The 13,816-nt window shown below is 69.7% G+C and carries 15 protein-coding genes and 2 tRNA genes; 1 reads left to right on the plus strand and 16 read right to left on the minus strand.

Going from position 1 to position 13,816, the window contains the following annotated elements:
- Positions 1–48: 48 nt before the first annotated feature.
- The 4 genes from ACFRMN_RS20085 to ACFRMN_RS20100 all read right to left on the minus strand — a co-directional run bounded on the left by ACFRMN_RS20085 (position 49) and on the right by ACFRMN_RS20100 (position 4,928).
- On the minus strand, positions 49–1,467 hold the full coding sequence (locus ACFRMN_RS20085) for a GH1 family beta-glucosidase (protein ID WP_383021275.1): 1,419 nt from the start codon (positions 1,465–1,467) through the stop codon (positions 49–51).
- Between the two features lie 161 nt (positions 1,468–1,628).
- Positions 1,629–2,519: a carbohydrate ABC transporter permease gene (locus tag ACFRMN_RS20090; RefSeq protein WP_383021430.1), complete on the minus strand. Its 891-nt coding sequence runs from the start codon at positions 2,517–2,519 to the stop codon at positions 1,629–1,631.
- A gap of 51 nt (positions 2,520–2,570) precedes the next feature.
- Positions 2,571–3,590, minus strand: coding sequence for a carbohydrate ABC transporter permease (locus ACFRMN_RS20095; protein ID WP_383021278.1), 1,020 nt, complete (start codon positions 3,588–3,590; stop codon positions 2,571–2,573).
- 3 nt (positions 3,591–3,593) lie between these two features.
- Positions 3,594–4,928: an ABC transporter substrate-binding protein gene (locus ACFRMN_RS20100; protein WP_383021280.1), complete on the minus strand. Its 1,335-nt coding sequence runs from the start codon at positions 4,926–4,928 to the stop codon at positions 3,594–3,596.
- A gap of 209 nt (positions 4,929–5,137) precedes the next feature.
- On the opposite strand from ACFRMN_RS20100, the gene ACFRMN_RS20105 reads away from it, so the two are divergent.
- Positions 5,138–6,271, plus strand: a complete 1,134-nt coding sequence (locus ACFRMN_RS20105; protein WP_383021282.1) for a LacI family DNA-binding transcriptional regulator — start codon at positions 5,138–5,140, stop codon at positions 6,269–6,271.
- A 35-nt stretch (positions 6,272–6,306) separates the two neighbouring features.
- Here ACFRMN_RS20105 and ACFRMN_RS20110 read toward each other — a convergent pair.
- From ACFRMN_RS20110 to ACFRMN_RS20165, 12 genes are all read right to left on the minus strand, one after another.
- Positions 6,307–6,383 (minus strand) — tRNA-Asp (locus ACFRMN_RS20110).
- A 243-nt stretch (positions 6,384–6,626) separates the two neighbouring features.
- Positions 6,627–7,298, minus strand: a complete 672-nt coding sequence (locus tag ACFRMN_RS20115; RefSeq protein ID WP_383021284.1) for a hypothetical protein — start codon at positions 7,296–7,298, stop codon at positions 6,627–6,629.
- Between the two features lie 167 nt (positions 7,299–7,465).
- Positions 7,466–7,711, minus strand: a complete 246-nt coding sequence (locus ACFRMN_RS20120; protein ID WP_383021287.1) for a hypothetical protein — start codon at positions 7,709–7,711, stop codon at positions 7,466–7,468.
- Positions 7,708–7,833, minus strand: coding sequence for a hypothetical protein (locus ACFRMN_RS20125; RefSeq protein WP_383021289.1), 126 nt, complete (start codon positions 7,831–7,833; stop codon positions 7,708–7,710). The genes ACFRMN_RS20120 and ACFRMN_RS20125 overlap by 4 nt, the downstream gene beginning before the upstream one ends.
- 191 nt (positions 7,834–8,024) lie before the next feature.
- Positions 8,025–8,390, minus strand: coding sequence for a DUF6415 family natural product biosynthesis protein (locus ACFRMN_RS20130; protein WP_383021292.1), 366 nt, complete (start codon positions 8,388–8,390; stop codon positions 8,025–8,027).
- Positions 8,387–8,869: a hypothetical protein gene (locus tag ACFRMN_RS20135; protein WP_383021294.1), complete on the minus strand. Its 483-nt coding sequence runs from the start codon at positions 8,867–8,869 to the stop codon at positions 8,387–8,389. The genes ACFRMN_RS20130 and ACFRMN_RS20135 overlap by 4 nt, the downstream gene beginning before the upstream one ends.
- A gap of 168 nt (positions 8,870–9,037) precedes the next feature.
- Positions 9,038–10,249, minus strand: coding sequence for a helix-turn-helix domain-containing protein (locus ACFRMN_RS20140; protein ID WP_383021296.1), 1,212 nt, complete (start codon positions 10,247–10,249; stop codon positions 9,038–9,040).
- Between the two features lie 131 nt (positions 10,250–10,380).
- Complete coding sequence (locus tag ACFRMN_RS20145) at positions 10,381–10,545, minus strand: hypothetical protein (protein ID WP_383021298.1); 165 nt, start codon at positions 10,543–10,545, stop codon at positions 10,381–10,383.
- Between the two features lie 367 nt (positions 10,546–10,912).
- Positions 10,913–10,985: transfer RNA gene (locus tag ACFRMN_RS20150), tRNA-His, on the minus strand.
- Between the two features lie 143 nt (positions 10,986–11,128).
- Positions 11,129–11,731, minus strand: a complete 603-nt coding sequence (gene orn / locus ACFRMN_RS20155; protein ID WP_383021301.1) for an oligoribonuclease — start codon at positions 11,729–11,731, stop codon at positions 11,129–11,131.
- 10 nt (positions 11,732–11,741) lie between these two features.
- Complete coding sequence (locus tag ACFRMN_RS20160) at positions 11,742–12,962, minus strand: GlxA family transcriptional regulator (protein ID WP_383021304.1); 1,221 nt, start codon at positions 12,960–12,962, stop codon at positions 11,742–11,744.
- A 386-nt stretch (positions 12,963–13,348) separates the two neighbouring features.
- Positions 13,349–13,804, minus strand: a complete 456-nt coding sequence (locus ACFRMN_RS20165; RefSeq protein ID WP_383021307.1) for a hypothetical protein — start codon at positions 13,802–13,804, stop codon at positions 13,349–13,351.
- Between the last annotated feature and the right edge of the window lie 12 nt (positions 13,805–13,816).

The following is a 13,816-nucleotide window of genomic DNA, read 5'->3' on the forward strand; positions in this document are numbered from 1 at the left end:
CCGGCCGGGGCGCGCACCCCCGCGACACGTCCTGGAGCCGGACACGCCCTAGCCGACGGGCACCTCGGGCAGCACCCCCGTCCCCGCCAGCCGGGCGTACCAGCGCGCGCTCGACTTCGGCGTGCGGCGCTGTGTCTCGTAGTCCACATGGACCGCGCCGAAGCGCTTGCCGTAGCCGTACGACCACTCGAAGTTGTCCATCAGCGACCAGAGGAAGTAGCCGCGTACATCGGCCCCGTCGGCGATCGCGCGCTGTACCGCCGACAGATGGCCGTGCAGATAGCGGATCCGGTCCGGGTCGTGGACCGCGCCGTCGGCGTCCGGCTTGTCGGCGTACGCCGCGCCGTTCTCGGTGATCATCAGGGGCAGTCCGGGCGCCTCGCGCGTATAGCGCAGCAGCAGGTCGTACAGTCCGCTCGGATCCACCGACCAGCCCATCTCGGTCAGTTCGCCCGGTGGCTGGTGGAAGACGACGGATTCCGCGCCCGGCCAGGGGGAGTACTCGCTCGCGCCGTGGCCGTCCTGACGGGCCCGTTGGCCCGCGTCCTGGCCGTCGGCGGCGGAGACCACCGAGGGCTGGTAGTAGTTGATGCCGAGCGAGTCCAGCGGCTGCCGGCTCACGGCCTCGTCGCCGGCGCGGACGAACGCCCAGTCGGTCAGCCGCGCGGTGTCCGCCAGAAGGTCCGCGGGGTAGGCGCCGGTCAGCATCGGGCCGGTGAAGACGCGGTTCGCCAGGGCGTCGATACGGCGGCGCGCGTCCAGGTCCGCGGGCGACTGCGTACGGGCCCGGACCGCCGCCGGATTGAGGCTCACCGAGACCTTGCCGAGCGCCGGGAGTACGGAGCGCAGCGCCTGGGCCGCGAGCCCATGGCCGAGGTTGAGATGGTGCGCGGCGCGCAGGGCGGCCACCGGGTCCGTACGGCCGGGGGCGTGCACACCGGATCCGTATCCCAGAAAGGCGCTGCACCAGGGCTCGTTGAGGGTCGTCCAGCGTGTCACCCGGTCGCCCAGCGCCTCGGCGACCGTCCGCGCGTACTCCGCGAAGCGGTACGCCGTCTCGCGCTCGGGCCAGCCGCCCGCGGCCTCCAACTCCTGCGGCAGGTCCCAGTGGTAGAGCGTCAGGACGGGCTCGATGCCATGGGTGAGCAGATCGTCGACCAGACCGCGGTAGAAGTCGAGACCGCGCTGTATGGCCGGGCCGCGGCCGGTGGGCTGGACGCGCGGCCAGGAGACCGAGAAGCGGTACGCGTTCACGCCGAGGTCCGCCATCAGCCGGACGTCCTCGGCCCTACGGTGGAAATGGTCGACGGCGATGTCGCCGGTGTCTCCCTTCTCGACCTTGCCGGGGGTATGGCTGAAGGTGTCCCAGATGGAGGGCGTACGGCCGTTCTCCCGGGCCGCGCCCTCGATCTGGTACGCGGCGGTGGCGGTGCCCCACAGGAACCCGGGCGGAAAGGTGTCGGACATGGTGCGGCTCCCGTTGACATAGGGATGGGGGATGGGGTGGTACGAGTACGAGAGGGGTGCCGGGGTACGGGCGCGGGCACGGGTACGGGCGCGGGCACGGGCCCTACGAGGACCGGCCGTAAGGCCTTCGGCCCTTGTGGCCCTTGCGGCCCTTGGCCCTTTCAGCCCTTGACCGCGCCCTGCATGATGCCGCCGACGATATGTCTGCCGAAGATCACGAAGGCGAGCAGCAGCGGCAGGGTGCCCAGCAGCGCGCCGGCCATGATCACCGACTGGTCGGGGATATAGCCGCGGCCGAGCCCGGTCAGCGCCACCTGCACGGTGGGGTTGCCGTTCTGGGTCAGCGCGATGATGGGCCAGAAGAAGTCGTTCCAGGCCATCACGAAGGTCAGCATCCCGAGCACGGCCATCGCGGGCCGCGCGGCCGGGAAGACCACATGCCACACCACCCGCCAGCTGCTCGCGCCGTCCACCCTGGCCGCCTCGATCAGCTCGGTGGGCAGCGCCCCGGTCAGATACTGCCGCATGAAGAACACACCGAACGCGCTGACCAGGGTGGGCAGGATGACGGACTGGAGCTGATCGGTCCAGGACAGCTCGGCGATCAGCATGTACAGCGGTACGACGCTGAGCTGCGGCGGCACCATCATCGTGCCTATCACCAGCAGCAGGAGCAGATTCTTGAACCGGAAGCGCAGCTTCGCGAAGGCGAAACCGGCGAGCGTGGAGAAGATCACCGTGCCCGCCGCGATCGCCCCGGCGACGATCGTCGTATTGAGCAGGGCCGTGCCCATGTTGGCGTCGGTCCAGGCGATTTCGAGGTTCTTGAAGAGGTTTCCGCCGAACCAGAAGGGCGGTGGGGTCTGGGCGAGCCGGGTGTTGTTGCGGGAGGCCGCGATCGCCGTCCACACCAGGGGGAAGAGCGAGCCGACGGTGAAGAGGATCAGTACGGCGTGGGTGATCCGCCCGCCGTGCAGCTGCCGGCCCGCGCCCTTCCTGTTCCTGCCGCGGGCCATGTCGCCGGTCGCGTCGGCGGTCGTGTCGCCAGTCATGTCGCCGGTCGTGTCGCCGGTCTGTGAAGTCGTCGTCGCCATCTCTCTCCCCTACGCGCTCTTGCGGAGACGGCGGGCGATGATCCAGTTCACCGCGCCGATGACCAGCAGGATCAGGAACATCGTCCAGGCGATCGCCGAGGCCCGGCCGAGATGCAGATTCACCCAGCCCTGCTCGTACAGATACAGCCCGAGCGTCTGGAACTGGTGATCCGCCCCGCCCGTCGCGCCCGCGCCGCCGTTGTACAGCAGCGGCTCGCCGAAGAGCTGGGTCGCGCCGATCGTCGAGACCACGCACGTGAACAGGATCGTCGGCCGCAGCGAAGGGACGGTCACATGGATGAACTGCTGCCACCGCGAGGCCCCGTCCAGCGCCGCCGACTCGTACAGATCGTCCGGGATGGCCTGCATCGCCGCCAGATAGATCAGCGCGTTGTAGCCGGTCCAGCGCCAGATGACGATCGTGGACACCGCGAGCTGTGAGGTCCAGGTGCCGTTCTGCCAGTCGACCGGGTCGATACCGGCCAGTCCGAGCACCCAGTTGATCATTCCGTAGTCGCGGCCGAAAAGGAGGACGAAGACGAGCGTCGCGGCGGCCACCGAAGTGGCGTACGGAGTGAGCACCGCGACCCGGAAGAACATCGAGCCGCGCAGCCGGTAGTTGAGCAGATGCGCGATCCCCAGCGCGATCAGCAGTTGCGGAACGGTCGAGAGCACCCCGATGGTGACGGTGTTCTTCAGCGCGTTCCAGAAGAAGTCGTCGCTCAGCAGCCGGGAGAAGTTCCGCAGCCCCACCCACTCCATATCGGTGGGCGCGGTCAGTTCCACCCGGTGGAGCGAGGCCCAGCCGGTGTAGAGGAGCGGGAAGAGGCCGAAGGCCAGGAAGAAGACGAAGAACGGGGCGATGAAGGCGTACGGGCTCCACCGCACGTCGCGGCGGTACCGGCGGCTGCGCCGCTCCCGGCGCCGCTCGTCCCGTTCCCCGTCCCCTCGCTGTTCCTGCCACCCGGAGACGGGCGCCGTGTCCCCGACGCCCGTCTCCGGGACGGCGGTCGCGTCACTGCTTGCCATCGGTCACTGGTCCAGTGCGTTGTCGATCGCCTTGACGGCCGCGTCCCAGCCGTCCTTGGAGGATGTGCCCTTCTGGTCGACCTGGAGCATGCCGACATCGGCCAGGTTCTGCGCGATGATCAGGTCCTTCGGGCCGACGATCTGGACCGGCACGCCCTGGGCGGCGGCGGAGAAGATCTCTCCGATGGGGGCGTTGTCGAAGTACTCGTGCTTGGCACCCGACACTGCGGGCAGCGCGTACGCCGCCTGGGAGCTGGGGAAGCTGCCGCGCTTCGCGAAGAGCGTGGCCTGCTGTTCGGGCGCGGTCAGCCAGGCGACGAGTTCGGCCGCCTCCTTCTTGTTCTTGCCCGCCTCGGGCACCACCAGGAAGGATCCGCCCCAGTTGCTGGGCTTCGGCGCGGCGGCCACGTCCCACTTGCCCTTGCCCGCGGCGCCGGACTTGTCCTGGATATAGCCGAGCATCCAGGCCGGGCAGGAGATGGTGGCGAAGCCGGCGTTCGCGTATCCCTGGTCCCAGGCCGGGGTGAACTGCTGGAGTTTGGCGGTCAGTCCCGCCCCGGCGAACTCCGCGGCGATGTCCCACGCGTTCCGTACGGCCGGATTGGTCTTGTAGACGACCTTGCCGTCCTTGTCGTAGAACCGGTTCGCCTCGCTGCCGGTGATGGCGGCCATGACACCGCTCGCCGAGTCCACGAAGGCCGTTCCCTTGGGCGCCTTGGCCTTGAACTTCTTCCCGGCGTCCAGATACTTCCGCCAGTCACCCGCCCACAGCGCGCCGACCGACGCGCGGTCGGTGGGGAGCCCCGCCGCGGCGAAGAGATCCTTGCGGTAGCAGATGCCCTGGGGCCCGATATCGGTGCCGAGCCCTATGGTCCGGCCGTCCTTGTTGGTGGCCTGCGACCACTTCCACGGCAGGAAGCTGTCCTGCCGTACGCCCTCGGTCCTGCCGAGGTCCACGAGCTTGTCCGCCTGGGTGGAGGCGACCTCGGCGATGTTGTTGACCTCGACGGCCTGGATGTCGGCGAGTCCGCTGCCGCTGCCGAGGTGGGTGAGCAACTGGGGGTAGTAGTTCTCGTTGCGCTCGATGGATGTCTGTTTGATGGCGATGTCGGGGTGGAGCTTCATGTACTGGTCGTAGAGCCCGGCCTCCTTCAGGCCGAAGGCCCCGAAGACCCCCACCGTGAGCGTGGTCTTCCCCTTGCCGCCGTCTCCGCCCCCGCCCGTGGCGCTGCCGGAGGGGCCTTCGCTGTCCTGGGCGCAGCCTGCCAGGACTCCGGCGGCGAGCGCGGCGACGGTCGCGAGGACCGCCATCCGGGACGGGCGAGTACGTGTACGCATGACGTCCTCCTAGTGCACCGACCGTGTCCGCCCTCCGGCGCCGCGGCCTTGCCGGGCGTGGTCGGGCGTGATCGGGCAACGTGCGGGGCATGTATGGGTCAGGTACGGTGGGAGCGCTCCCACTTTTGATGTGTTGAAGCGTCGCGGGTCCCTGTAGGGGGTGTCAAGGGACCGGGCTGGACTCGGGACGGATTCATTGGGAGGCGGAGATGACAGCTCGTACGGCCCGTGAGGCCCGTACGCCGCGTACGGCCCTTGTCGCCCGTCCGCGCGGCGGGAAGCCGCCCACGCTCGAAGAGGTGGCCGCGCGCGCCGGGGTGGGACGGGGCACGGTCTCCCGGGTGATCAACGGCTCGCCGCGGGTGAGCGACCGGACCAGGGCCGCGGTGGAGGCGGCGATCGCCGAGCTGGGGTACGTACCGAACCGCGCGGCCCGCGCGCTCGCCGCGAACCGCGCCGACGCGATCGCCCTGGTGGTGCCCGAGCCGGAGGCGCGGTTCTTCGCCGAGCCGTACTTCTCGGACATCGTCAGCGGGGTGGGCGAGGCGCTCGCCGAGACCGGGATGCAGCTGCTGCTCACCTTCGCGGGCGGCGCGCGCGAACGCCGCAGACTGGCCCAGTACCTGGCCGCGCACCGGGTCGACGGGGTGCTGCTGGTCTCGGTCCGCGCGGACGATCCGCTGCCTGACCTGCTGGCCGGGACAGGCATCCCGACGGTGATCAGCGGACGCCGCTCGGCGGCCGAGTCGCTGCCCTCGGTCGACTCCGACAACGCCGGGGGCGCCCGTACGGCGGTGACGCATCTGCTCTCGCGGGGCCGCCGTACGATCGCGACGATCACCGGACGGCTGGAGGTCTACGGCGCGGCCTGCCGCCTCGACGGCTACCGCCGCGCCCTCACCGAGGCCGGCCACGCGCCGGACGAGTCGCTGATCGCCGTGGCCGACTTCACGGAGGAGGGCGGCCGGCGCGCGATGCGCGAACTGCTGGCCCGCAGCCCGGACCTGGACGCGGTCTTCGCGGCTTCCGACGTCATGGCGGCCGGCGCCCGCCAGACCCTCCGCGCGGCGGGCCGACGCATACCGCAGGACGTGGCGCTGGTCGGCTTCGACGACTCGGCGATAGCACGCCACATGGACCCGCCGCTGACGAGCGTCCGCCAGCCGATCGAGGAGATGGGCCGGGCGATGGCGCGGGTGGTCCTGTCGGAGATCGCGCGACGGGCACCGGGGTCGGCCGGGGAGGCGGGGGTCGGCGAGGCGGAGGCCGTGGAGGCGGGGTCCGGGGGAGGCCCGCAACAGCTGGTGCTGCCAACGGAACTGGTGGTGCGGGGCTCGTCCTGAGGGGGCCCCTGCCCTCCCGGAGGAGAGCAGGGGCGCGGTGGGGCGGCCGGATTCGAACCGGCGTCCTCCTCCATGACGTGTAGGCGCACTACCTCTGTGCTACGACCTCACCTTTGATGATCATATCCACACGATGCGGGCCGGGGCGCGGTATTTTCCCCCCTCGGCCCTCGGCCCTCGGTCATGCGGAGAGGATGCCGTGTTTCCCAGGTCCGGAGACGACCAAGGCGTGTGCCCCTCGCGCATCTCCTGAGAGAAGAGCCCCGGCCGGCGCCGTGACACCGGCCGGAGCGGCATTCAGCGGCCCGTCGTGTACGGGGTCAGCGTCGCAGGGTCGACGACGATGACGAACGCGTCACCGTACGGTCGCTTCCGCCATCCTCGGCGCCGCTTCGGTTCCCCGGCCGCAGCCCTCGCGGTCCGGTAGCGGGTCACCACCTCGGCATACCGCGGGTCGATCCACTCGCCCATGGGCCTGTTCTCCATTCTCTGACGGTAGAGCCGATGGGGAACAGGGCGCCATCGGACGGTAGTTCGGGCCGGTGCTGGAGCAGTCGCCGGTGCAGGTGCCCTCGGGCGGCGGCGGGGAGTGCTCGCAGCCGGCGGCGACGGGGATGCTGGTGTCGCTGGGGCCGACCCACATCGCGGGCTGGGGAATGTAGCCAGCGGCCTCGATCGCCTTCTGCGTGCGGGCCAGCGCGTCCGGGTCGTGGCGGCCGGTGTCCGGGGCCTCGGGTACGTGGTGCACGAAGATGCCCAGTGCCTTGGCGAGCCGGGCCTTGATGCGGGTGTGGAGGATCAGGGAGTGCCAGCCCTCATCGACCACCCTGCTCGGCTTGAGGCGAGCGCCGGGGTTGAAGGCGCAGGCGGCCTCGAACTTCAGGGCCTCCAGGGTGATCGACTCTGCGACCCTCAGCGCCATGCTGGGGTTGTTGAGCTGGACGGTGGCGGTGACGGCCTCAAGTTCCTCGGCGGTGAGCAGGTCGCGGGCGTCCCGTGTGACGGGTGCCTCGGTGGTGATACTCATGGGTGGTGCCTCCTGTTCTGGTGGATGGGGGGTGCAGCCGCTCCGGCCGGTCTCCTGGCTGGGATACGCCGGCCGGAGCGGTGATCAATCGGGTTGCGTGGCCCCCGGGCTCACGCCCGAGCCCGAGGGCCCGCACCCTGCCCGCCAACGGGGGGGCAGACAGGGAGTCAATGGGAGTGCCCGGCGGCTACGTAGGGCCGGACAGAACTTCGCTGGGCGTCGGCGCCCAGCAGCAGTAGCCGTCCCTCGCAGGGCCGGCAGGCGTCCAGAGGGATTTGGAGGGCCTGATGGCCGGGGCCGTCATTGCTGGCTATCTCACCGACCGCCACCACGGCGAGATGGCCGCGCCCGCACATAAAGCAAAAACCCAGCGTGGCGACGGCCGTCGGGTCGATCCAGAGTCGGATGTTCACGGCCTATCGCTCCGGGGCCCAGCCGAGCCGTAGTCGCCGCTGTGACCGATGGCGATCGCGAGCACGACCAGGAGCACGGCAAGGACGACGACGTACAGCAACTGCTGAGTGCGTCCGCTCACTTGTCCCTCCCGGTCGCTGTTGCACGCTGGTCCCGTGCGGGTGTCGGGGTTTCGGCATGGGCAGGGGCGCGGTCCCGGGTTGACGCATTCGTGTTCGCCGCCGAAGACGCGAGCGAGCAGGCAGGGCTCGCACGGGACGACGAGGTTGGGGACGTCGTCCTCGGCGATGGGCGGCCAGTTGCAGACCAGGTTCATCGGGACTCCGATTCGGCCCGTTCCGAGCCGTAGCGTTCCAGGAGCCATTGGCAGTCGACAGCGAGCAGTCGGACTTGGACATGCGCGCCGAGCACTTCCACCCCGAGGCCTTCGCCGATCTGGTTCTGGATCCGGTCGAGCCGCGCCGTGAGGCTGTACCAGCTGGTATCGCCGCGCCACATTTGCTCGGCGTGCGCGCGGCCGATGGGAAGCAGCTCTTCGATGTGGGCCCGGAGCTGGTCGGCGATACCCGCCAGGTCGGCGCGGGAGCCGACCCCGCGGCCAGCAGCATCGGCTTGGTCGATGGTTGCCCGCACGGCGCTGAGAGTGAGTGTCTGCCGGATCTTTTCGTCTGCGGTCACGACGTGGCGCCTTCGAGGCGGGCCCGGCTGACCCGGAGCAGCTCGGCTACGGCCTCGGCGGTGCACAGCTTTCCGACCTGCTCTACGGGGACGGCCCAGTACGGGGTGACGGGTGTCGGTTCCGTGTGGTCCGGGTTCGGGATCCCGAGCCAGCCACCTCGGCCGCGGACCACGGCCTCCGCCGACCGCCAGGTCTCGCAGGTCCCCGGTGGTACTAACGCGTAATACCAGTGGCGCGGGTGGCAGATCACCGGCCCGTTGAGAACCTCGGCCAGGACCCCCGCTACAACGTCCGGGGCACTGCTCTCCGCCGCCGCGTGGACCAGCGTCAGCGGCATCTTCACGGCGTCGTAGGCGCCGCCGGTACGCAGCATCGCAGGGCGGCCGCCCTGCCACGCCTCGTGGGCGACAGCGCGGTGCGGGCTGGAGGAGGTGAGCCACCGGGCGATTGCGCTCTCGATGGCGGTCGGTGTGGGCATGGTCGGCTCCTGGGCTGCAGGGGGTGCGACGCCGACCGTTCCTGAAGGGGATTGGACAGCGCCACCTACGCAGATCACGCTACGAATCCATGTGATTACAGCCCAGTGGCAGAATGTCCTACTCGGCAGATCAACTATCGTCCGGGTGGGACATGTTGTCCTACCCGTTCAGAGAGTCGGGTCCACTCCCAGGCGGGCGGCAAGGGATCGTAGAGCGGTGTTGCGCCTGCGCTCGGCCTCCAGCATTTCGCGCACCATGGAGGCGGCCAGCGTCTGGAATCGGATCCACTCGGGCTGATCGCTCTCTACCTCAAGGAGCTTTTCCAACGCTCCGTCGTGGTCCCCGGTTTGGTAGCGAGCCTGAGCAACGTCTACGCGGTGGGCGGCGGAGTGGACGGGCCGGGCGATTTCGTCCACGTCAACCTTGCGGGAGAGCTTCAGAGCCTCGGCGGGTTCGGGCTCCTGCCCGGCGAGAGCGATGTTGACCTGCTGCGTTCGGACGTCGACCACGGAGAACGCCGATCCGTAGGCTCGAACTGGGCCCGATCGGGTGGCTGCGGTCTCGGCCGCGTTCAGAAGCTCCACCGCGACGGCACGATTGTCCCGACGTGCAGCTGGAGTGGCGGCGGCGACCAACAGGTTGCCGTACACAGCGAGCTGCGCCGGGGTAGCGCGGCGGAACGACGGCGGTTCGAGGGCGTCGGCCTTTCGCTCGGCGACGTCCTGTGCGTGCTCCCAGCGTCCTTGCCGCAGCAGGACCCAGGAGAGCGTCGAGATCCCCATTCCCTCCATGAGTGGATCAGACGCGCGCTGAGCGGCGGCGAGTTGCTTCTCGACGGCGGCGAATGCCCAGTCCGGATGTCCTGCTTGCGCGGAGAGGGAGGCGGCGAGCTGGTAGGCGAGGGCGAGTTGCTGCCAAACCCGGTCGGTACCCGCCTCCCGGGCGACCGCACGGCCGTCGCGCAGGATGAGCGGCAGCGTGCTGGACAACTGCGAGTAGTCCCCCGCCCAGTAACGACTGGTGGCGTCCTTCACCGAGGAGATCCAGGCATCTGCCCGGGGCGGGTCCTCAAGGTTGTCATCTGCGAGGACGCCGGGCAGAGCGGAGATGTCCTGAATGGCATCCCGCAACGCGATCAGGCCCCCGTCCTCGGAAAGTTCCTGGGTCACAGTCGGTTGTCCCAGTAGACGCTCAAGCTGCACGTCGAGGGCCCGGGCGAGGGCACGCAGAGTGTCGATGCGGGCGGAGCGCCGGACGTTCTGTTCCAGCTTGCGGATGGTGTCAACGTGGACGTGAGCACGCTCGGCGAGTTGTTCCTGGGTGATGTCGCGGAACTCGCGGAGTTCCTTGATGCGGTCGCCGATGGACGCGGTTTTCATGTGACCCCCGCCGGAAGGTTTTGTGGGTCCACGCTACTGCCGAAAAGGTCGGCATGCGGAGGGCGCGATCCCCTGGACGCATCAAAACGCCCCCTGCCCTCCCGGGGGAGTGGCAGGGGGCGCGGTGTTCGTCAGGCCCGCCGGATGTCGAGCGCGGCCACTACGGCGGTCACGGCGGCGAGTACCGCCCAGGCCGCGCAGAGACACGGCAGTGCGCCGGCCGCGACCGTGGCAGCGGCTACCGCGGCGAGGCTGCCGGCGATGCAGATCAGCGGCGCTTTAGTCGGTGTCTGCATGCTGTCCTCCTGCTGATCTCGTTCTGTCGGAGGGGGGCATGGGATCGTGGGGGGCGAGATCCGGAAGTTGGTGTAAGCATCTCCCGGTCCCTTCGTTCCAACCCTCACGGTGGCGTCTCCGGCGTTGACGAATCTCCTCATCGGTGCAGGTCAGAGGCCTTGACGTGTACGACACAGGTCACGGTCGGGTCAGATGTCCGGGACCTTCAGCGCGTTCCAGGTGATGCGGCTGCGGGGGGGACACGTCGCGGCGGCGCCGGTGTCGCCGACGGAACTGATGGCGCGGGGCTCGTCCCAACGGGGTACCCCTGTCCGGGCATGAAAAAGGCCCGGCCTGCTTTCCGCAGGTCGGGCCTTGATCAATGAGGGTGAGTAACGGGACTTGAACCCGCGACATCCTGGACCACAACCAGGTGCTCTACCAGCTGAGCTATACCCACCAAGGGCCGGTCTTCGTTCCCTACCGGCCGAGAAAAAGTGTACAGGGTCCGCGAGGGTGCTCGCGCCCGGATTCCGGGGCCGGGTCAGGGGCCGGCGTGGGGCCCTGACCCGGGGCCGGGGCCGGACCCCGTCCCGGGGGTGGTCATTCCCCGTGACGCACGTGCTTCGCGGCGATCTGCTTCGCCGTGTCCGAGTCCGGGCCCGGCTGGGGTACGAAGACCGCCTCGCGGTAGTAGCGCAGCTCCGCGATGGACTCGCGGATGTCCGCCAGCGCGCGGTGGTTGCCGCTCTTCTCCGGGCTGTTGAAGTAGGCCCGCGGGTACCAGCGGCGGGCCAGCTCCTTGATCGAGGAGACATCGACGATGCGGTAGTGGAGGTAGCCCTCCAGCGTCGGCATGTCGCGGAGCAGGAAGCCGCGGTCGGTGCCGACCGTGTTTCCGCACAGCGGGGCCTTGCCGGGCTCCTTCACATGCTTGCGCACGTACGCGAGGACCTGCTCCTCGGCGGCGGCGAGCGTGGTGCCGCCCGCCAGCTCGTCGAGGAGTCCCGAGGCGGTGTGCATCTGCCGCACCACCTCGGGCATGGTCTCCAGCGCCGCGTCCGGCGGGCGGATCACGATGTCCACCCCTTCGCCGAGCACGTTCAGCTCCGAGTCGGTGACCAGCGCGGCCACCTCGATGAGTGCGTCGTCCGTCAGCGAGAGCCCGGTCATCTCGCAGTCGATCCACACCATTCGATCGTTCATGCGCCTTACCCTACGGGGCGCTCCGCTGGCCGGGCAGACTCGGACGGCCCGGACCTGTCGCGTACATGTCGGAGGCGGTCTTTCCATGCTCCGCCACCGACGCCGACGCCGCCGCCTGGCCGGGCGTACTGGCGGCTGCCGCCGCCCGCCTGGAGTGCGGGGACGCCTGGGCGGGGACGACCGACTCCATGACCCCGTGAGGCATGGAATCGCCCTGCGGCCGACGGGCCCGGTAGGCGGACCGGTAGGCCGCCGGGGACGAACCCAGCTGGCGCCGGAAGTGGCCGCGCAGTGCCACCGGGGAGCGGAAGCCGCAGCGGCCCGCGACCTCGTCGACCGAGTAGTCGGAGGTCTCAAGCAGTCGCTGTGCCTGAAGCACCCGCTGGGTGATCAGCCACTGCAGCGGCGCGCTCCCGGTGAGCGAGCGGAACCGCCGGTCGAACGTACGGCGGCTCATGTACGCGCGGGCCGCGAGCGTCTCCACGTCGAACTGCTCGTGCAGATGCTCCAGCGCCCAGGCCACGACCTCGGCGAGCGGGTCGGAGCCGATTTCTTCTGGTAAAGACCTGTCCAGATAGCGCTCCTGGCCGCCGCTGCGCCGTGGTGGTACGACCAGTCTGCGGGCGAGCGCGCCCGCCGCCTCCGCGCCGTGATCCGTCCGGACTATGTGCAGACACAGATCGATTCCGGCCGCTGTCCCCGCGGATGTGAGCACATCGCCGTCATCGACGAACAGCTCTCTCGGATCCACATGGACGGACGGATAACGCTTGGCGAGCGTCGGTGCGTACATCCAGTGCGTGGTGGCCGGCCGGCCGTCCAGCAGTCCGGCCGCGGCGAGCACGAACGCGCCGGTGCACAGACCGACGATCCGCGCGCCCTCTTCATGGGCACGGCGCAACGCGTCCAGTGCCTCCGGCGGTGGCGGCGACGTGATCGACCGCCAGGCCGGTACCACCACCGTGCCGGCCCTGCTGATCGCCTCCAGGCCGTACGGCGCGGTGAGTTCGAGGCCGCCGGTGGTGCGCAGCGGCCCGTCCTCCCCGCCGCAGACGAGCAGGCGATAGCGGGGAACCCCGGCGTCCTGGCGGTCGATTCCGAACACGGAGAGCGGGATGGAGCTCTCGAAGATGGGGCCACCGCTGAAGAGCAGCACAGCGACAACTTCCCGGCGACGTCTCCCGGAAAGTTTGCGTACTGACTCCGGTGCGGCAGTGGAGTCCTGGCTCATGGTGCTAAGCCCCCCTCGGTGTTCGCGTCTCCCCGTTCTTGTCGGGCCTCTCGCTCCTGCACGATTCCCCTCGGTTTTGCACGGGTCCCCAGCCTTCGATACTCATGATCGAATCTACTGTGTCCCGTGGTGCCGGCGTGACAAGTTCTCCAACCGGCGCTATGTCGACAAGGCAACTTGGCGCGAAGCATTCGATCACGAAGCGTTCCACTCGGAAGCCGAGAGTGGAAGTGGGCCTCGCATGCATGGCCCGTCCCCGTAGGGTGCCAAGGACCGGTGCGGTCCTTTCTTCCCTGGTGGCAAGGGGGTTGGCAGGCCATTTCACCAAGGGTTCTACTCAAGTGCGAAGTTGGCTGAAAAGCGATGGGTGCGTCGGTGTGACGCACTCAGTCTCCCGGCGCACATCTTCCGTGTACGCGCGAGCCCTTGCACGCCCCTTGGCGACTTTGGGAGTGATGGCTTCCGGACGTTGCGTACGTTACGTACATCCTGGCCTCCTTCGCACGCCGCCGGGTGGCGGCGCGCTCGGACCGGCGCGGCGGCGGCCGGCGGATCGCGGTCACCGCGACGAGGCCGGCCGCGTCCGCCGCCGTGCCGCCGAAGGGCGCGCCGTACACCGCGAGGACCACTCGGACCAGCGGACAGCTGAACGCCGCCCGGCCGACCACTTCGTCCGCCGGTTCCGCCGGTTCCGCGGCCGGCCGCGCGGCGGGCGCGACGGGGGCCGGTGGGCGCCGGTGCGGCTCCGCGCGGTGCGCCCCATGATGCGCCCCGGGGTGCGCTCCGTGGCGCGCGAGCCCCGCGGCGACAGCGGGGGCCCGAGCGGCGGGTGGTGCGGGCACGGGGCCTCCCTG

This window comes from Streptomyces sp. NPDC056835 (genome assembly GCF_042789485.1).
Lineage (GTDB): Bacteria > Actinomycetota > Actinomycetes > Streptomycetales > Streptomycetaceae > Streptomyces.